This window comes from bacterium, from assembly GCA_023382385.1.
Classification (GTDB): Bacteria; Electryoneota; RPQS01; order RPQS01; family RPQS01; genus JABWCQ01.
The window spans coordinates 563,358-582,368 of the sequence record JAHDVH010000001.1; the positions used below are offsets into that span (position 1 = coordinate 563,358).

Annotated in this window: 18 protein-coding genes and 5 tRNA genes; 5 read left to right on the forward strand and 18 right to left on the reverse strand. The window is 54.4% G+C overall.

Annotated features, from left to right (window positions below; genetic code table 11):
- Window positions 1–6: 6 nt before the first annotated feature.
- From rplL to KJZ99_02700, 16 genes are all read right to left on the reverse strand, one after another.
- Window positions 7–348 carry a 50S ribosomal protein L7/L12 gene (rplL, locus tag KJZ99_02625; GenBank protein ID MCL4304785.1) on the reverse strand — a complete coding sequence of 114 codons (342 nt, stop codon included), beginning with the start codon at window positions 346–348 and terminating at the stop codon, window positions 7–9.
- Between the two features lie 72 nt (window positions 349–420).
- Window positions 421–966 (reverse strand): 50S ribosomal protein L10, encoded by a 546-nt coding sequence (gene rplJ, locus KJZ99_02630; GenBank protein MCL4304786.1) that lies wholly within the window; start codon window positions 964–966, stop codon window positions 421–423.
- A gap of 18 nt (window positions 967–984) precedes the next feature.
- Window positions 985–1,686: a 50S ribosomal protein L1 gene (gene rplA / locus KJZ99_02635; GenBank protein MCL4304787.1), complete on the reverse strand. Its 702-nt coding sequence runs from the start codon at window positions 1,684–1,686 to the stop codon at window positions 985–987.
- Window positions 1,687–1,746: 60 nt separating this feature from the next.
- The gene (gene rplK, locus KJZ99_02640) at window positions 1,747–2,172 is read right to left on the reverse strand and encodes a 50S ribosomal protein L11 (protein ID MCL4304788.1); all 426 of its coding nucleotides are present in this window, start codon (window positions 2,170–2,172) and stop codon (window positions 1,747–1,749) included.
- Between the two features lie 62 nt (window positions 2,173–2,234).
- Window positions 2,235–2,810, reverse strand: a complete 576-nt coding sequence (gene nusG, locus KJZ99_02645; GenBank protein MCL4304789.1) for a transcription termination/antitermination factor NusG — start codon at window positions 2,808–2,810, stop codon at window positions 2,235–2,237.
- Window positions 2,811–2,825: 15 nt separating this feature from the next.
- Window positions 2,826–3,731 carry a methyltransferase domain-containing protein gene (locus KJZ99_02650; GenBank protein ID MCL4304790.1) on the reverse strand — a complete coding sequence of 302 codons (906 nt, stop codon included), beginning with the start codon at window positions 3,729–3,731 and terminating at the stop codon, window positions 2,826–2,828.
- Window positions 3,732–3,739: 8 nt separating this feature from the next.
- Window positions 3,740–3,922, reverse strand: a complete 183-nt coding sequence (secE, locus tag KJZ99_02655; GenBank protein MCL4304791.1) for a preprotein translocase subunit SecE — start codon at window positions 3,920–3,922, stop codon at window positions 3,740–3,742.
- A 35-nt stretch (window positions 3,923–3,957) separates the two neighbouring features.
- A tRNA-Trp gene (locus KJZ99_02660) sits at window positions 3,958–4,032 on the reverse strand.
- Window positions 4,033–4,125: 93 nt separating this feature from the next.
- The gene (gene tuf, locus KJZ99_02665; GenBank protein MCL4304792.1) at window positions 4,126–5,316 is read right to left on the reverse strand and encodes an elongation factor Tu; all 1,191 of its coding nucleotides are present in this window, start codon (window positions 5,314–5,316) and stop codon (window positions 4,126–4,128) included.
- An 87-nt stretch (window positions 5,317–5,403) separates the two neighbouring features.
- Window positions 5,404–5,479 (reverse strand) — tRNA-Thr (locus KJZ99_02670).
- Window positions 5,480–5,511: 32 nt separating this feature from the next.
- A tRNA-Gly gene (locus tag KJZ99_02675) sits at window positions 5,512–5,584 on the reverse strand.
- A gap of 116 nt (window positions 5,585–5,700) precedes the next feature.
- Window positions 5,701–5,783: transfer RNA gene (locus KJZ99_02680), tRNA-Tyr, on the reverse strand.
- Between the two features lie 30 nt (window positions 5,784–5,813).
- Window positions 5,814–5,889, reverse strand: a tRNA-Thr gene (locus tag KJZ99_02685).
- Between the two features lie 137 nt (window positions 5,890–6,026).
- Window positions 6,027–7,430: a cysteine--tRNA ligase gene (gene cysS, locus KJZ99_02690; protein MCL4304793.1), complete on the reverse strand. Its 1,404-nt coding sequence runs from the start codon at window positions 7,428–7,430 to the stop codon at window positions 6,027–6,029.
- A 16-nt stretch (window positions 7,431–7,446) separates the two neighbouring features.
- Entirely contained in the window at window positions 7,447–8,088 is a 642-nt protein-coding gene (locus tag KJZ99_02695; GenBank protein ID MCL4304794.1) for a CDP-alcohol phosphatidyltransferase family protein, read from the reverse strand.
- Between the two features lie 3 nt (window positions 8,089–8,091).
- The gene (locus KJZ99_02700; protein MCL4304795.1) at window positions 8,092–9,558 is read right to left on the reverse strand and encodes an amidophosphoribosyltransferase; all 1,467 of its coding nucleotides are present in this window, start codon (window positions 9,556–9,558) and stop codon (window positions 8,092–8,094) included.
- A 172-nt stretch (window positions 9,559–9,730) separates the two neighbouring features.
- Between KJZ99_02700 and KJZ99_02705 the strand changes: the two genes are divergently transcribed.
- The 4 genes from KJZ99_02705 (at window position 9,731) to KJZ99_02720 (ending at window position 15,490) form a co-directional block, all read left to right on the forward strand.
- Window positions 9,731–10,774: an NAD(P)-dependent oxidoreductase gene (locus tag KJZ99_02705; GenBank protein ID MCL4304796.1), complete on the forward strand. Its 1,044-nt coding sequence runs from the start codon at window positions 9,731–9,733 to the stop codon at window positions 10,772–10,774.
- 63 nt (window positions 10,775–10,837) lie between these two features.
- The gene (locus KJZ99_02710) at window positions 10,838–13,498 is read left to right on the forward strand and encodes a T9SS type A sorting domain-containing protein (GenBank protein MCL4304797.1); all 2,661 of its coding nucleotides are present in this window, start codon (window positions 10,838–10,840) and stop codon (window positions 13,496–13,498) included.
- A gap of 3 nt (window positions 13,499–13,501) precedes the next feature.
- Window positions 13,502–14,833 (forward strand): MFS transporter, encoded by a 1,332-nt coding sequence (locus KJZ99_02715; protein MCL4304798.1) that lies wholly within the window; start codon window positions 13,502–13,504, stop codon window positions 14,831–14,833.
- A gap of 33 nt (window positions 14,834–14,866) precedes the next feature.
- The gene (locus KJZ99_02720) at window positions 14,867–15,490 is read left to right on the forward strand and encodes a hypothetical protein (protein MCL4304799.1); all 624 of its coding nucleotides are present in this window, start codon (window positions 14,867–14,869) and stop codon (window positions 15,488–15,490) included.
- Between the two features lie 63 nt (window positions 15,491–15,553).
- On the opposite strand, the gene KJZ99_02725 is transcribed toward KJZ99_02720, so the two are convergent.
- Both KJZ99_02725 and KJZ99_02730 read right to left on the reverse strand, forming a co-directional pair.
- Window positions 15,554–16,420 carry an inositol monophosphatase gene (locus KJZ99_02725; GenBank protein ID MCL4304800.1) on the reverse strand — a complete coding sequence of 289 codons (867 nt, stop codon included), beginning with the start codon at window positions 16,418–16,420 and terminating at the stop codon, window positions 15,554–15,556.
- 59 nt (window positions 16,421–16,479) lie between these two features.
- Window positions 16,480–17,349 (reverse strand): hypothetical protein, encoded by an 870-nt coding sequence (locus tag KJZ99_02730; protein ID MCL4304801.1) that lies wholly within the window; start codon window positions 17,347–17,349, stop codon window positions 16,480–16,482.
- A 238-nt stretch (window positions 17,350–17,587) separates the two neighbouring features.
- Here KJZ99_02730 and KJZ99_02735 point away from each other — a divergent pair, with 238 nt between their 5' ends.
- Complete coding sequence (locus KJZ99_02735) at window positions 17,588–18,994, forward strand: chloride channel protein (GenBank protein MCL4304802.1); 1,407 nt, start codon at window positions 17,588–17,590, stop codon at window positions 18,992–18,994.
- Window positions 18,995–19,011: the final 17 nt, after the last annotated feature.

The window sequence follows — 19,011 nt, forward strand, 5'->3', positions numbered from 1 at the left end:
ATCGCCTTACTTAATCTCGACCTTTGCGCCTTGTTCCACGAGCTTGGCCTTGATCTTCTCAGCTTCATCCTTCGGCATGCCTTCCTTGACAGGCTTCGGCGCGCCGTCGACAAGGTCCTTCGCTTCCTTCAGACCCAAGCCGGTCAACTCACGGACAACCTTAATGACCTGAATCTTGTTGGCGCCAGCTTCCATAAGAATGACGTCGAACTCGGTCTTTTCTTCTACTGCGGCTGCCGGGGCGGCGCCCATCATCGGCATCGCGCCCATCATCATCGGCGCGGCGGCAGTGACGCCGAACTTGTCTTCCAGTGCCTTCTTGAGCTCAACAAGCTCAAGCACGGTCATTTTCTCGATGGCTTCAATAATCTGCTGCACGGTTAGTCTCCGTTATGGTTTGTTTTCAAATTCGATGAGAAATCAGCCCTGCTTCTTTTCCGCGATTTGGTCGATAACCGACACAAAATCGCGAAGCACGGCGTTGATCACATTGTAGAATCCCTGCACCGGGCCATAGATCGCTGCGATCAACCCGGAAAGCGCCTGCTCGCGGGTCGGCAGATCCTTGATAGCGGTAATCTGCGAGGCCGGCATAATCTTGCCGTCGAAGATAATACCCTTTAGTTTCAGCCGCTCGTGGGTGGAGGCGAACTTGTCCAAAATGCGCGCCGGGGAAGCGGGATCGTCATAGCCGATGGCGATGGCGGTCGGTCCGTCCAAGAGATTCAGGATGTCTTCGTAGCCTTTTTCCTTCAACACGATGCGCGCGAAGGTATTCTTGACGATCATGAAGTCAACTTTGTTCTGGAAGCACTCGCGGCGCAACTCAGTCATTTCCGCGACACTCAAACCCAGATTGTCCGTCAGATAAATACCTGACGCACGACCCACCCTGTCACTGAAGTCCGTGACGATGGCGACCTTTTCGGGCCGAATAACGCGATTCTGCAAGTCAGCTAATGCCATATTTCACTCCATCAATGCTTAGTGCAACCGGGCGCCTTCAACTTCCGCACGGGCGATCCGGATTCCCGGTCCCATGGTAGAAGTCAAGAACACGCTTTTTACATACTGCCCTTTAGCCGTCGCCGGCTTCGCACGCATGATGTTGCGGAAGAACTCTTCAATGTTCTCCTGCAGCGCCTGTGGTGAGAAACTCAAACGGCCCACGCCCAGATGCAAAATGCCGTACTTGTCCACGCGAAACTCGACCTTGCCGCCCTTTACGTCGCGCACGGCATTTCCGAGATTAGGCGTAACCGTTCCGGCTTTTGGATTCGGCATCAACCCTCGGGGCCCGAGGATCTTACCGAGTTTACCCAGATCAGCCATCACTTCCGGTGTTGCAACCAGCACGTCGAAATCCGTCCAACCACCCTTGATTCGTTCAAGGATGTCTTCGAATCCCGCGTAATCCGCTCCGGCTTCCTGGGCTTCGCTGATTTTCGTCTTTGTCACAGCCACCACACGAACAGTCTTTCCAGTGCCGTGCGGCAGCGTCACCGTACCACGAACCACTTGATCCGCCTTCTTGGGATCGACACCGAGCCGAACGGCGACTTCGACAGTTTCGTCGAACTTCACTTTGGCTGCGGTTTTGAGAGCCGCAATCGCGCTGGAGAGAGGCAGCTCCACACGACGATCCACGGTTTCTCTGTTGCGCTTGACGCGCTTTGAATATCGCAATTTCACTCCTTGGTGGTCAAAACGTGCGGTACTGCACTCCCACCGGTTCTTGTAGAGGAATTAATTTGTAACGTTGACACCCATGGAGCGGCATGTGCCTTCGACCATTCGCATGGCCATCTCCACGGTGTTGGCATTCAAATCCTTCATTTTAATTTCCGCGATTTCGCGAATGGCCGCCTGCGAAATCGTGCCGACCTTGTTGCGGTTCGGCTCGCCGGATCCCTTTTCCAGCTTGATGGCCTTCTTAATCAGGATGGCTGCCGGCGGAGTCTTGGTGATAAAACTAAAACTCTTGTCCTTATACACCGTAATAACGACAGGAATGATCATTCCCTTGTCTTTCTCGGTGCGGGCATTGAACTGCTTGCAGAAGTCCATGATATTGACCTGCTTCTGACCGAGCGCAGGACCAATCGGAGGAGCAGGCGTCGCCGCTCCAGCGGGAATTTGCAGGCGAATGAATCCGGTAATTTGCTTTGCCATAATTTATCTCGAATACTTATGTTTGTCGAAAGAGGCTGCTTTAAGGAACCACGCAGGGTGCTTTAGCTGGTCCCCAATTCCGTCGAAATCTGCAGGAAGTCCAATTCAATGGGTGTCGAGCGACCGAAGATCGAAACCATGACTTTGGCTTTGCGCTTGGGCATGTTGATTTCGCGCACGATGCCTGTGAAGTCTTTGAACGGTCCGTCAATGACTTTAATTGTATCGCCGACCCGAAACGGCAACTCAATCAGCTCGACTTCACCGGCCTTGTCCTGCAGTCCCAAGATGCGCTCGATTTCGTTACGCCGCAGCGGCACCGGCCGGTTCTTCGGTCCGACGAAATTGATGACCTGCGGAGTGTTGAGAACGAGATGCTCGGTGTTCTTGTTCAGAATCATCTCAACGAGCATATAGCCTGGATAGAAGGTGCGCGTCTTGGCTTTCTTCTTGCCTTCGCGCATCTCGATGACTTCTTCCTTCGGAATTAGGACTTGAGTAATCTGATCAGCGATTCCCAACCGCTTGGACTCTTCTTCCAAGAAGGACTTTATCTTTTCTTCCTGTCCGGTGAAAACGTGGATGACATACCACCCAAGTTCTCCTTCACGGATCGGTGCGTCGGTCGGATGATGCATCAAACTTAGGATAACCTATGATGAACGGTTGATTCCAACATAAAGCTCAGACGAACCCGGTCCGCCTAATAATCCGCTGGTGTAACTCAGCACGCCTCGATACATTCCGCGCAGCATTGGAAGAGGCTTGCGCGGTTCAGAGAGCAGGCAATGATAGAACGCATCAAACGCGACAGCACCAAGACTGCGAGGATCGAAACCCGCACGAATCAGCAGGTCAAGCATGACCGGGGGTTCGAAATGATAGAGGTGCCGTGGCGCATCCCAAGCCACCCAATCATCGCCGTACGCTTTTGCGTCAATGGACAGGGGATTGGGCACGGCCACCGCGATTTTACCGCGCGGAGAGAGCATCTTGCGGGCGATTTCGAGCGTCTCGCGGAGCTTGTGCACATGTTCCAGCACATGCCAGAACGTAATCAGTTTGTAAGGTCCCGCATGAGGAGGGACAGCGTCAATTCCGCCCGTCCAGATCCGCAGACTGTGCCTGTCTCGCGCATATTGAGCAGCGCTCGCGTTTGGCTCACATCCGTCTGCTTCAAATCCCCGCCGCTTGAGCTCGAGCATGAACTCACCGGTTGCACACCCGACATCCAGACATCGGTCCGCAGGCTTCAGCCCCTTGACGACTCGCGCAGCTTTGCGCTTGATCGAAAAAGGTCGGAAGCGGCGATAGAGCCTTGCCAAATCACCCTTCGGCGATTCCCCTGCCGAACCGAACGGATCATAACCCGGCGTTTCATAGAACGTTCCGATAGATTCCGCATCTGGGCGCGGATTCAGATAGACCACTTTGCACATCTGACACCGCACCAAATGATATGTGCGGTCACCGAGGACGCGGAACCTATCGCTGACGATTCGCTCGGGCCGGTAGTCCGGACTCGAACAAACAGGGCAGGCGATGGTTTCGAAATTCACGGGTTAGTTTACAGCAGCTGTTGCAGCCCTAAACTCAGCAATCGATCCACGATAAACACCGCAACGCCAAGCACCAGAGTCAGCCCAAGCACGATCCACGTACTTTCGATGACCTCGGGTCGCGGGGGCCACGACACCTTTGACATTTCGTTGCGGACGCCTACAAAGTAGTCCGTAATTTTCTTAAACATTTGATCGGTTCTTTAGAGGTCAATCCTCGGGTCTATGGCACGGCAGGAGGGATTCGAACCCCCAACAACCGGTTTTGGAGACCGGGACTCTACCGTTGAGCTACTGCCGTGTGCTTTGCCGCGTCAATGCATCAGCGGCAGCCTGAAAAGTGGAACAGAAGGCCGGGGTCAGACGACCCCGGCCCCTAATCAAAGCGAATCGATTACTCGATAATTTTCGTTACACGACCGGCGCCGACCGTACGACCGCCTTCGCGGATAGCGAAGCGCAGACCTTCGTCCATGGCGATGTCGGTAATCAGTTCTACGGTGATCGTCGTGTTATCACCGGGCATGATCATCTCAGTGCCTGCGCCGAGCTGAATTGCACCGGTCACGTCCGTCGTACGGAAGAAGAACTGCGGGCGATAGTTATTGAAGAACGGGGTATGACGGCCGCCTTCTTCCTTGGACAGCACATACACCTGAGCTTCAAACTTCTTGTGCGGCTTGATCGAACCGATCTTGCAGAGCACCATGCCGCGCTCGAGTTCGTCTTTTTCAACACCACGCAGCAACAGACCGGCATTGTCACCTGCGAAACCTTCATCGAGCAGTTTGCGGAACATTTCGACGCCCGTAACGACGGTCTTCTTGTGCTGTCCCATTCCGACGATTTCGATTTCCTCGCCGACCTTAATCTTGCCGCGCTCGATACGGCCGGTGCCGACAGTACCGCGACCGGTGATCGAGAACACGTCTTCGATCGGCATCAGGAACGGCTTATCGAGGTCACGCGTCGGTTCCGGAATGAAGGCATCGACGGCCTCCATAAGCTCGAAGATGCACTTGGTCTTCTCGGCATCATTGATGTTGGACAACGCGTCCAATGCGGAGCCTCGAATCACAGGCAGCGTATCGCCCGGGAACTCGTAAGAGCTCAGCAATTCGCGCACTTCGAGTTCAACGAGGTCGAGCAGTTCGGGATCGTCCACTTGGTCGCACTTGTTCAGGAACACGACCAGCGCGGGCACGTTCACCTGACGGGCGAGCAGCACGTGCTCACGCGTCTGCGGCATCGGGCCGTCGGCTGCGGACACCACGAGAATTGCACCGTCCATCTGAGCGGCACCGGTCACCATGTTCTTGATGTAGTCGGCGTGTCCCGGGCAGTCCACGTGCGCGTAGTGGCGCTTTTCAGTTTCATACTCCGTATGGTGGACGTTAATCGTCACACCGCGCTCTTTTTCTTCGGGCGCGTTGTCGATATCGTCGTAATTTTGGGCTTTCGCCAGACCGCGTTGTGCGAGCACCTGAGTGATGGCCGCGGTCAGAGTGGTCTTGCCGTGATCGACGTGACCAATGGTACCGATGTTAACATGCGGTTTTGTACGTTCAAATTTGGCCTTTGCCATTGCCGGACAACCTCCTTAGGGGTTCAGCACAATATAATTGATTGGATTCAGTAGATTCGAACAGACCACCCTCACAGGGGCAGGCCTTGGAGCTCGTGAGCGGGATTGAACCGCTGACCTCGTCCTTACCAAGGACGCGCTCTACCATCTGAGCTACACGAGCAGCGCGGTCAACCGTCGCAACCACAGACTTTGAGCGGGCGACGAGACTCGAACCCGCGACCCTCAGCTTGGAAGGCTGATGCTCTACCAACTGAGCTACGCCCGCATAAACGAACAAACAGAAATAGGCAAGTAGCCTCAAAAGGGTGCACCCCAGACGGGCGACCATTCATAAGGCCACTAAGAACAAAAGTTTACGGTTTCGAAAGTGGGGATACCGAGTGGTGGCAGATGGATTCGAACCACCGTAGGCGTACGCCAGCAGATTTACAGTCTGCCCCCTTTAGCCACTCGGGCATGCCACCAGGGAGAAGCCGGGATACTCAAAACACAGGTGGAGCTGGCGACAGGACTTGAACCCGCAACCGGTTGATTACAAATCAACTGCTCTACCAGTTGAGCTACGCCAGCAGTTAAGGTACCGCCAAAAACCCAAGACCCAAAGTTAAGAACTTGTCAATTGGCTGTCAAGAGCAACTTTCGGGATTTTGGCCTGAAATGGCGGTTTTTTTGGGGTTTTATGGGGATTCTGAGACCAAACGCCTCTCTTACTTCCTCCTCCAGACGGTCTTCCCTGCTCTATCCTCAATGACAATGCCGCGCTCATTAAGTTCATCCCGGACGCGATCGGCTTCGGCCCAGTTCTTGGCAAGCCGAGCCGAATTTCGGGCCTTAATCAGCTCCTCGATTTCGGCAGCATCAGGATCGGCAGTGCTCTGGTCGAGAGACAGGAAGCCCAGCACGGAATCGAAGCGGCGCATTGACTGAACAGCCAATTCACACTCTTCCTTCCCGATTTTGTGAATCTGGCAGAGTGTGTTTGCTTCGCGCACGAAGTTGAAAACGGCGGCAAGCGCCTCGGGATAGTTGAGATCATCATCCATAGCATCACGAAACTCCTGTTCGCGTTGCGCGATAATGTCGCGAAGCTCCCCCATCCCTCCCTTGCCTTCCGCGAACTCAAGATTCGTCGTGCAGGCTTCAAAGCGAGCAAGAGCTTGCTTAATACTCTCCAATCCACTCGCCTGAAAATTCGTGCGTTGCCTATAGTGGCCGGATAACAACCCGAAGCGGATTTCACTCGGTTTCCAACCTTTTTCAATCAGGTCCGTGACTGTGTAGTAGTTCCCCAGAGACTTTGACATCTTCTGCCCGTCCACCAGCAGATGCTCAGAGTGCACCCAATAACGTGCGAGCGGTTCATGCGTCACGCCCTCGGTTTGCGCAATCTCGTTCTGGTGATGCGGGAAGATCAAGTCCACACCGCCAAGATGGATATCAAAACTCTTACCGAGATACTTGAGCGACATGGCAGAGCATTCGAGATGCCAGCCCGGCCGCCCCTTGCCTAAAGACGTTTCCCAAGCGACGTCGCCGTCTTCGGGATCCCAGGCTTTCCAAAGGGCAAAGTCACGAACGTCTTCCTTCTCATACTCGTCGCTGGCGACACGCTCGCCGACGCGCAGGTCTTCCATATTCAATCGTGCAAGCTGTCCGTAGGACGGGAAAGAGTCGACTCTGAAATAGACAGATCCATCTACGGCATAGGCATGCCGGGCGGCCTGCAAATCTTCAACCATCCTCACCATCTCCTCGATATGATCCGTAGCTCGCGGATAGAGGTTGGCATCGAGAATTCCCAGGGTTCTACGGTCTTCATGGAACGACTTGATATAGCGATCCGTGTACTCACGAAGGGAGATACCTTCCTCATTGGCTCCCTTAATTGTCTTGTCGTCAATGTCCGTGAGATTCATAACCCACGTCACATCGTAACCCAAGTAAGCGAGATACCTACGGAGCAAGTCCGAGACGAGAAATGTGCGGAAGTTTCCGATATGCGCGCGGGCATACACGGTCGGGCCGCAAGTATACATTGTTGCTTTGCCGGCCTCACGGGGAACAAAAGGCTCAACCTTTCGGCTGAGCGTGTTATAGAGTTTCAATGGCATGTAAAGTCTTTTGCCGTCAGAATTGGGGTGACGTTCGAATGTAATAGATTAAACGCACGAGATATTGAATTCCGGAAAGCAGGATAAATCCTGAAGAGATCCAAACGAGTGTCATCGGGGAGAACCCGTCGAAAAGAGGCGGAACCCAATCGACGGTAAAACTGATCAGCGTCAAGGCGACCACAAACATCGTGATCTTTCCGACGTAATTGGGTGTCACAACCAACCCGCGACGCCGATAAACGTAATACGATCCGACAATAATGAATAGATCGCGACTCAGGATTAGAGCTAAGAATCCGACCGGCAGGGGATTCGCGCGAGACGGCAGTGCGAGAAACACCGCCAGAGAGCCAATCCAAAGCTTATCGGCGAGGGGATCGAGCACTCTCCCCCAATCGGTCTCCACGTGAAACCAGCGCGCAATCAACCCGTCCAGCATGTCGCTGATCAGCGCCGTTGCCATGATCACCAGCGCCCAGAAGTTTCCGTTGTCACGCGGCCCCTTTTGCAGAAAATGGAACAGCGGAATCAGCAGAAAGATTCTGGCGATGCTCATGAGATTCGGGACTGTCAAGAACTTTCTTGGCCGCGGTTTCGGTTCAAAGACAAACCGCGAGTTCTTTGTTCCCTGAGTTGCTGATTGAGATTCAGCCACGAATTACTCCATCGTCCGCAAAACTCGCTCAAGTTCTGCGCGTGCCCACTCTTTGTCCGGTTCAGCCAGTTCTGCGATCTGCGCAGGATCGCTGAGTTTCACAGGATATTGGCCGGAGAAACAGGCCGTGCAGTAATGGGAGGGCGTATCGCGTGTGGCTTCCAACACACCTTCAAGGGACAGATAGCGCAGCGAGTTAACGCCGAGATAGCCTTCGATTTCCTCGGGTGTCGCAAACGCGGCAATCAGTTCCCGTCTCGTTGGATAGTCCATGCCGTAAAAGCAGGGCCATCGCACAGGAGGAGAGGCGATGCGAACGTGCACTTCGCGGGCACCTGCACCCCAGATGGCCGCCACGATCTTCTTCAAGGTCGTCCCCCGCACGATGGAGTCATCCACGACAACCACCCTCCGCCCCTCCAGCACGCCGCGCACAGCGTTATACTTGATGCGCGAGTTATACGAGCGCATGAACTGCGAAGGATTAATGAATGTTCGTCCGATATAGTGATTGCGAATCAAACCGATTTCATATCGAATGCCGCTGCGGTGCGAGTAACCAAGCGCCGACGTATTGGACGAATCGGGAATCGAAATGACGATGTCGGCGTCGGCAGGATGTTCTTCAGCGAGAATCTTACCGAGCTTGCGGCGCACCTTGTCCACGGACGTGCCGTAGATGTGGCTGTCCGGTCGTGCGAAGTAGATTAGCTCGAAGACGCACATATTCAGATTGGATTCCGCGAAGCGATGCGACTCACAACCGCGCGCCGTGACCGAGATGATTTCTCCGGCCTCTACGTCCCGCTCGTAAGTCGCGCCAATCAGGTCGAAGGCGCAGGTTTCCGATGCGAAAACATAAGCGTCTCCTTTGCGCCCCATCGCCAGCGGACGGAATCCGTGCGGGTCGCGAGCGACGATTAGTCCATCCCGAGTTGTCAGGACGACGGAGAACGCGCCTTCCAACTGCCGGGCAGCTTCTGCCAGGCGTTCAACGATGGTTTCTCCCCGCGAACGGGCAATCAGGTGGACGAACAACTCGGAGTCTGAGGTCGTTTGAAAGATTGCACCGTCACCTTCGAGTCTCTTCCGCAACACCTTTTCATTCGTAATATTACCATTGTGCCCGACCGCCAAGGGTCCGTCTTTTGTATTGACTAAGAGCGGCTGCACGTTCGCGAGCGAGGAAGAGCCGGTTGTGGAGTAACGCACATGGCCGATCGCCCATGTCCCCTCCAACTGCTTGAACTGGCTCTGGTCGCGGAAGACGTCCGCCAAGAGTCCCATCCCTCTGGCGGAATAGAGCTGCTGGCCGTCGGAGGAGACAATTCCGGCAGATTCCTGTCCTCGGTGTTGCAGGGCATAAAGGCCTAAATAGGTCAGCTCGGCTGCGCGTGGATGGCCGTAAAGGGCCATAACTCCGCACTTATCGCGGGGCTTGTCCTCGAAGTAGTCAGGGTTGTGGGTCATAAGACCTGTAATATAACCTGCTTAGAATCGCTTGTCAACCATGCAGGCCGAATCCGCAAAATGTGCACGTGCCTTGAAACTCGTGCAGATGTTTTATATCTTAGAAAATTTGAACTAAGCGACCTCTGCCGGAACCCGGCGGAGCACATTTGGTCAATTTGGAGCAACTTACGTGAAGGTTTTAATAACAGGCGGTGCAGGCTTCCTCGGCCTGCACACGGCCCTTTGCTTTGCCGAGCATGGTTGGCAGCTGGTACTGACCGACATCGCGCCTTTCGAGACCCATGAGTATCCGGAAGGCACCGTGTTCATCCAGCATGATGTCCGGGACAAGGCAGGATTGGACAAGATCCTTGCTGAGCATAAGATTGACGCCATCGTGCATGGCGCGGCGGCTCTGCCTCTCTGGAAGCCCAAGGACATCTATGAGATCAACGTGGACGGTACGCGAAGGGTCTTGGAATCGGCAAAACAGGCCGGAATTGACAGAGTGGTATTTGTCTCGTCCACGGCGGTCTACGGAATTCCTGATCACCATCCGTTGTTTGAAACCGACCGTTTGCACGGCGTTGGACCTTACGGCGAGAGCAAGATTCAAGCAGAGAAGGTTTGCGAGGAATTCCGCTCGCCCGACTTGTGTGTCTGCATCATCCGGCCAAAGACGTTCATTGGAACTCACCGGCTTGGCGTCTTTCAAATCTTGTATGATTGGGTCGAGAGCGGCAAACGTATTCCGATGATCGGCAACGGCGCTAATCGTTATCAATTGCTCGAAGTAGACGACCTCGCCGAAGCGATCTATCTCGGGGCGACAATCGACGCCGACCGCGCGAATGACACGTTTAACGTGGGAGCGGAAGAGTTCAAGACCGTCCGCGAAGACATGGGTGCGATGTGCGACTTTGCGGGCAACGGCGCGCGTCCGTGGGGCACCCCTGCAGGTCCGGTCAAGCTCGCGCTCCGACTCTTTGAAGCACTGGGTCTCTCTCCGCTGTACAAATGGGTGTATGGAACGGCCGATCAGGATAGCTTTGTTTCGATCGAGAAGGCAAAGAGTAAACTTGGGTGGAAGCCGCGCTATTCGAACGCACAAGCACTGATTCGCAGTTACCAATGGTATCTTGACAACAAGCACACGATTCCACAGGGTTCAGGAATTACTCACCGGATTGCCTGGAATCAAGGTATCTTGAAATTCTTCAAGAGATTCATGTAGAATGCCGCAGACAGCTCGACGATGCTTGGCGCAACATTCACGATTCGACAGGAGGGCAAACAATTGAAAAAACAGGGGACAAGTATCACACTCGCCTTCTTGCTGTTTTGGAGCTGTTCGGCGGCGTTTGCCACACCTTTCTGGTCTGACGAGCAGCTTGATTCGGCTCGTACGGTAAATCTGTCGGAGTTTGAACCACGTGGCAACGAAACTGGAGTTCGCGGAACATCCAGATCACTCGACGAGATTGCCTATTTTGTGAAGTATCGTCAGCTATGCGACTTCCTCGTGGGTCTGCAAGTCACTACTCCCGGAGCAAACCTCGGAGGGATGCGGGAGGGCGAGATTGGCAGTGACTACAGTATCATTCAAACGGACAATACCCAAGAAGCGATTCGCGTATGGTCACAGTATGCCATTTGGACCGGCGACACTGCTCGTTACGCACAGAACATTCGCAATGCGTGGACCTACTGTACGGTATGGCCGGCTTGGCGCGAAGAAGGCGGCGGCTACTACGCGATGCACAATTGCGGGTGGGGGTTTGAAGCGGCCTACAAATACCGAGAGGCATACAACGATACGACGTGGAATTGGTACGCGGACAGCTGCGCGCTGTGGGTAGTCGCCAATCCCCTGTGGTTGAACGGCACGCTGAATTATGCCGCACAGGGTCTGGGCATTGGTGGATTGTATCCGCATGCAATCTACCGTGGGCGAAATGACTGGCGCGATCATGCGCTCGCGCGCGCAAGACTGATACGCGGCTGGTTTGAGGCTCAGCCCTCGCGGTTGAACAACGCCACAGAGTGGGCACTCTGCGGCGGCACGGCGCTTTGGGGAGTCTGTAATTCGCTGTGGATAGCCTATCCGGACAGCGGGACCATGTGGATTAACCAATACGGCACGCAGCTCGAGACATGGGAAACTCCCTCCAATTGGTACAACGCCTATAATACGTGGTATTCCAATGCCACGTTCCGTTGCTGGGAGATCACAGGCGATTCACTTTACTGGAATCGAGGGGTCTTCTATGCAGACTCGCTCCTCGCGTTTGACGTGGACGATGACGGCGGCATTCCCCCTGGAACCTGCTGCATCAGCAATGGCAACGACCACTCATGGGTGAGCGCATATATGGGCTGGATGGGACTCGAACGGATCATTTCCTCAGGACCTATAACACTTGCTCAAGCGAGCGGAGTCGTGGGGCCAGACACAACCCTCCCCTTACTCGAGTCGGATACAACGACCCTCTACGTTAGACTTTCAAATCTTGGCACTGACACGGTGCATGCTCGGCTCACTGCAAATGACAACGGGGCATTCGTTTCGCACGTGGCGGGACTGATGCTGCTGCCGGGTGAGATCAGAACTGAAGAGCTTCCCGTTCCTTGGATACTGCCTCGTGTCGACGAATTGACTGGTCAACTTGCAGTTACACTTCACCTGCGGTACTGGAACAACGGGACGCTGCCGGACACGCTGGAGCACATACACCTCGCGACATTCGATTTGCGCCGCCGCACGAGTGTCTTCGGGACGATCGGAGGAGTATTCGATCCAAGCGGTACGCCGTGTCACATCGACTTTTATGCCGCGGAATATCCCGATTCAGTCTGGACTTCGGTAACTGTACAGGCGGGCATGCCTTACTCCAATGGCGCGCGTCCGCTGCTTGAAGGAAATAACCGCATGGTCGTGACGGCGCCTCCCCGCTACATGCTGGAAGAGCGCAACTTCGTGACTCTGCCCGGCAACACGGATCCGTTCGACATCTGGCTTACGCCGAGCGAGGTCGTTCTGGTGGACGACGATCTTGGAGCGAGCTACGAGACATACCTGCAGTCTTCGCTTAACGAACTCCAAATGCGGACACGAACCGTAGAGAGACTGGACGATTCCGCACTTGACCTGTCGAATGTTGAAGTGCTCGTCTGGATGACAGGCAATGATGCGACGACAACGCTCACCAATGCAGATCACGACTTATTGTCCGACTTCATGCAAAGCGGTGGCGGCTTGCTGCTCACCGGACAAAACATAAGCGATGATCCGACTAACACCGAATTTCTCGAGGATGTGCTGCTCTGCCAGCAAAATCGGGATGACACGAATCGTTTGCGCGCCTACGGAATCGGCGGCTACCCTCCAGTGGAAGGTCAGTTTCTACTCTTGCTCGGGTCGCAAGGCGCCGGAAACCAAACCAGCCCTTCTTCATTGCTTCCATTAGACGGTGCCACCGCCATTTTCATCAACGATACACTTGACGAGGAGATTTGCGGGATCTTCGGGAATCACGGCGCAGGGAAATTCATATTCTTGTCATTTGGACTCGAGGCTGCATCCGGTCAGGCAGGTTCGACAACCCGCGCGCAGTTTCTCGATGCAGCTATTAACTCGTTGAGGCTCGGTTCCGGCAAACAAAGTCCTCAGATTCCCTCAGGCTATCAGTTGCTTTCTGCCTACCCCAATCCGTTTAACAGCAGCGTGCAAATCGAGTGGACTGCCCCGCTTCACGGCGAACCGCTGAGCATTGAGATATATGACGTACTTGGCAGGCAGGTAAGTGTATTATTCCACGGCGCCGTCGGAGCCGGACTGCAACGCACCACGTGGGACGGGGCAAATGCGGTCGGTGCACAAGTCACCAGCGGTACTTACTTCGTGCGATTGTCCGCACCAAATGTCTCTCAGAGTCGCACCATTCGACTGATTCGTTAAAGCGTGTTTGCCCTCTTCAAGTTCCGCCGCGAGAATCCCGGACAGGTTTGGGCTTGGGCAACCTACGATTTCGGAAACTCGGCATTTGCCACGACGATTCTCGCCGTAATTTTCAACAAGTATTACGCAGGCGTCATTGCCGGCGGAGCGGATGGCATCGAGTTGTTCGGCACACGCGTACCGGGAACAACCGTGTTCAGCTTCTTTGTTTCCGCAAGCATGATCTTGATCGCGCTGCTGGTGCCGATACTTTCGGCGTTGTCTGACCTAGGTCAACTGAAACGGCGCATGTTGTTGTTACATGTTGGAATTGGAGCAACGGCGACGGCGATGTTAGCGACGATCGGAGAAGGCGGTTGGCTGATAGGGGGAGTCTGGTTTGTTATTGCACAGTTTGGTTTTGCCGGCGGCAATATCTTTTACAATGCAATGTTGTTAGATATCGCCGACCCCCATGACTACGCCAGAGTCTCCGCTATCGGTTGGGCTTGGGGATACCTTGGTGGTGGGCTTCTGCTTGCGCTGAATCTCGTCATGCTTCAGTATCCCCACTTGCTCGGTGCTGAGCCGGGGACTTTCACAGTTCAGGACTGTTTCTTGAGCGCTGCTGTATGGTGGGGACTCTTCACCATTCCTTTGGCACTGAGCTATAGAACTCAAGCGTTAGCAATCAGGCCTCGTATCGGTGCCGCTATTCGCTCTCTGAAGAGCAGTCTGATGAGCTTGAAACGCCTGCCGACATTCACCCGCTTCTTCATCGCATATTTGCTCTACAATGACGGAGTGGAGACCGTCATCATCATGGCTTCGATCTTCGGCGATCAGGAATTGCGGATGTCCACGGGTGACTTGGTTCTCTTTTTCTTGATGGTGCAGGGGGTGGCGTTCATTGGATCGCTCATTTTCGGTGTGATAGCCGAACGGTTTGACAATCGCCGCGCAGTACTTCTTGGTGTGGGAGTCTGGTGTGTCATCTCGCTTTGGGGCTGGCAACTGGGGTGGCTTGGCGATGCGCACACGGAGTATTGGTTTCTCGGCATTCTCGCCGGACTTGTGATGGGGGGCACGCAAGCTGCATCGCGATCCCTGCAAGCCGTGTTGATTCCACCGCAGCAATCTGCAGAGTTCTTCAGCTTCTTTGCTATCTCCGGGAAGTTCGCCAGCGCGGTCGGCCCAGCGATATTCGGCTTAGCAGTTTGGGCAACGGGAAGCCTACGTCTGGGAATGCTATCGCTATTACTCTTCTTTTTGGCAGGAGCGTGGCTCTTGTGGAACGTGTCGGAGTCAAGAGGGCGCAGGGAAGCATTGGAGTTCGCAATCGACAATCGGGACTGACATGTCCTTGAAATTCACGGCATAGGAGGCTGCATGCACTTTGTTCATGTGTTGTTGGGTTCGCTGTTGATTCTCGGCACTTCTGCACGGGCGAGTGACATGCCCGAGTTGGCCACTCTGCTTGCCCTATTCAGTGCAAATGCCGCCGAAGATGGCAGAATTCGCTTGAACTGGACACTCGACCAGCAATCACCCGCCATTGTGAAGTTTCGCATATATCGCGGCTACGAGGAGTATGGCAGTTTCTCTGTGCTGGCCGAGATCCCGTTTCATGCGGAGAACGGAAAGGCTGATTACCTTTATCAGGACACTTCCGCCATACCGGGTGTTACGTATTACTACAAACTCGCCGCTCAGGGGCAGCTAAACGAGTCAATTTTCCCAGTCGTCATATCCGCGGCCGTACCGCTCGGTGCAAGCCTCGGTGGGCAGTTTGAAGAGGCGCCGGTTCTGCTGTTGCCCGGAAGCACGATGCTTGTGTACGTGCGCAAGGGCGGAAGACTATTCATCGAGCGCACTGCTCCGGAACGCAAGCTTCTCTTGGAAGGTGAGTTGTCGGCTGGAGTCTATCAGATTGACTCCTCCACGGTCAACCAGACTATTACTCTCAAACTGGGAGAAAGTTTCTCGCAAACAGTGAATTGGCCAATTCGATAACGGTCGTCTCAGACAAGAAGAGGAGTCACCTAGATGACTCCTCTTCACTTACTGAATTTGCGCCTATTCGACGGGCGGGGGCCAATCGTTCGCCTCGGCCAGACAGCGCAGAATCTCCCTCTTGATATAAGGCGACGCGCCCACGATGTTTCCGCTCTGAAGGAACCCGGGACCCCCTCGAAAGTCGCAACACTCGCCACCTGCTTCTTTGACAATCAGTGCTCCTGCTGCGATATCCCAGGGACTCAAACGGTGCTCCCAAAAGCCATCGAAAATCCCTTGCGCAGTCCAACAAAGGTCCAGCGCCGCAGATCCCGCACGTCTCAAGGCTCGACACTTTGGAAAAATCAACGCGAACTCGCGAAGAAGTCGGGGAAGCTCTTCATGATAACGCCGGGGGAATCCGGTGGCAATCATCGCATCACTCAGGCGTTCTTTGTCGGCAACTCGCAGTTTCCTATTGCCAAGATAGCTTCCCTTGCCGCGCGCAGCCCAAAAGACCTCTCCGGAAACGGGATTCAGTACAACTCCGCATAGAAGTTCGGCTGGCGCCGATTCTTGAAGCTCTGCCAGTCCCAAACTCACAGCAAATATCGGAAACTTCTGAACGAAATTCGTCGTTCCATCGAGCGGATCAAGATACCAGACAAGCCCCTTCCCTCTTCGCTCGGTGCCCTCTTCACAGACGATTCCGGCTTCCGGCATTCTATTCGACAAGAACTCCGATATGATGCGCTCAGACTCAAGGTCGGCGCTCGTGACCAGATCTCCTGCAGACTTTTCACGTATATCGCTTCGGTTCAGCTTCTTCCAATAATCGAGCAGAACTTCCGCGCCTAACTGACAGGCCTCCAAAGCAAGCAACGCGCACGTATCAGTATCTTTCGATAACTCGTGCGCGTCGCGAAATTCGGTCTTATAGTCTAACACGGCCCGTATCCTTCTGCAATTTATCAGTTGTCAGAGGATACAACTTCTTCCGCACAATTTCAAGCGATTGGTTTGCGCGGGAGTTTTAAATCGACATGAACGTGCCCGCGCTCCTGCTCAATCTCGTACTGAACGCCCTGCTCGCCAAGAATTGCGAGGTAGAGCCTAAGGGCATCCGTTTCGAGCGGCTCATCCTCGGTCTCAAAAACCCGAACGTCGAGTGCAATGTTTCCCCAATTCGAGTCAAACTCAGTCTTCACTGACAAGTCAACCAGCCCTCGGGTAAAGTCGTGGGCAGCGAGCGCCTGCATCACGAACTCGTCGATAACGGCAGTCACTCGCTTGTAGGTCGCGAAGACGGTGAAAGGCTCGGTCGACAGTTCGAATCTCTTCCGGACCTTATGCTTGTAAGTTAGGTTTGCATCCAGGAACTGAAGCTCATTTGAGATCAGCTCGTACAGCGACAGCGGGGCAGGAGTCTCCTGAGATCCTCTGTGAAACCGACGAATAATGATCTGAAGAAGCTCAGTCAGCTGTCGCGCGTTACGGGACATAATATCGAGATTGCTGCAATTCTTCGCGTGCTGCTTAAGCAAAGCGTCCGCCTGCGTCGGTGAAACACGTTCGAGTTCGTGAATCAGCCGTTCTTGTTCTGCGATACGCATCTCCAGTAGTTGCGTCGCGCCAATCACACCGGAGAGCGGTGTAGCAAGGTTGTGCACGATTCCCGGCAGCAGGCTTCCCAGAAATTCGAGCTCAAGTTTCTGCAATTCCGAAGTCGTGGCGGATGACGTTTTCAAGTTCCGTGCATCGGCGCCGTGAGTTTCCTGATGTGTGTCTGTAACTTGCAATGGCAAATCCTGTAGGTGTGGCTGTTCAGACCGTCGAAATACGATTCCGTACCTGCGCATCTGCTCGTTCTTCAGCAAAATCGATTCCCAAGCGTTACTGAACCCGCACAAGAATGCAGGGAACCCAGACCGTTGCTGTTCTAACACTTGTTTTGTTGCACGGTGCTTTCGACTATAGGCATCGTGGATACTTTGCTTCGCATTTCATGCACCTCGCGCAAGTCTTGCCTGTGAGTCTGCTGCCCAAGCTGCGGAAGATTTTTCTTTCAAGCGCATTCCTAGCCCCCTGTGGATTTTGAACTCGTTTGCTTGAACCATGCCTCGTTTATTTGAACCACGCCGTGATGTCGTCGCAACTTTTTCCGAGCAGACTGCACTGTTCATATCGTTGCTCCGCTGGACAATCCTTGCGCTGGCAGTCGGCATACTCGTGGGCTGCTCAACGTATGGCTTTGTAACGCTGCTTGAAGAAGCATCGGCAGCGGCCGGCAAATTCCCATTCCTCGTCTTTTTGTTGCCATTATCCATCGCCCTGGTTGCAGGATTCGTCAAATGGTTTGCGCCCGATGCAGAAGGTCACGGAACAGACAGGATTATTGATGCCGTTCACAACGCAAGCGGCAGAATCCGTTTGCGCGTGGTTCCTGTAAAGGTCGCGGCGACGGTTATGACGATAGCGGCGGGCGGAAGTGCCGGCAAGGAAGGCCCTGCGGCTCAGATTGGAGCGGCCATCGCTTCGGCTTTCGCTGGAGTGATGCGGCTAAGCGATCGGGACCGGAAGAAGATCGTCGTATGTGGAATCTCTGCAGGTTTCGCCGCAGTATTCGGAACACCCGTAGCCGGCGCGTTGTTCGGGATTGAAGTTCTGTTTCTCGGACACTTGCTATACGATGTTCTTGTCCCGTCATTTGTCGCGGGCATTACGGCCTATCAGGTCGCCACGTGGCTGGGTCTTCAATACTGGTCGCATACAGTGGTGGACGTTCCCCCGATTGAGGGAAGTTTCATCATTCAGCTCGTGCTGACAGGGGTGGTGTTTGGCGTCGTGACAGTGCTCTTCATAGAGGCTGTTCGCACGATGCGAAAGCTCTTCACTGCTGTGTGGCCCAACATCTACGCTCGAGGCCTGATGGGCGGAGTGATCCTCATAGGGCTTTCATATCTCTTCGGTGTCGAAGTTCTTGGACTCGGCACACAGCACATTGAGCTTGTCTTTGAAGGCGAACAGATCTCGCCCATGTTGTGGCTCGGAAAGATCCTTGCGACGGCAACGACTCTCGAAGCCGGCGGATCGGGCGGCATGGTGACGCCGATCTTCTTTATTGGTGCGACTTTTGGCAGCTTCTGGGCAACAGTCATCGGGGCAAATCCGGTAACGATGGCCGCGCTTGGTACGACATCGATACTCGCGGGCGCAGCCAATACGCCCATTGCCGCTTCAATGCTTGCCATTGAAATGTTCGGAGCCGAGATTGGTCCTTACGCCGCCGGTTGCGCAATGGTTTCGTTCATCATGACGGGGCATCGCAGCATCTATCCGAGCCAGATACTCTCGATTTCCAAGAGCGACTCACTCGAGGCTGGGTTAAATTTGCCGCTGGATGCCTCGCAGTCCGCACGGCTCAATCTGGAAGGGCATGAAGACCTTGCGCGAGTGTACTCTTTCCCCATGCGAATCTGGCGATTTCTTGTCAGCGGAGTTTGGATCGGTCGGAGCAAGTAGTCCTCGAAAAGAAAAAC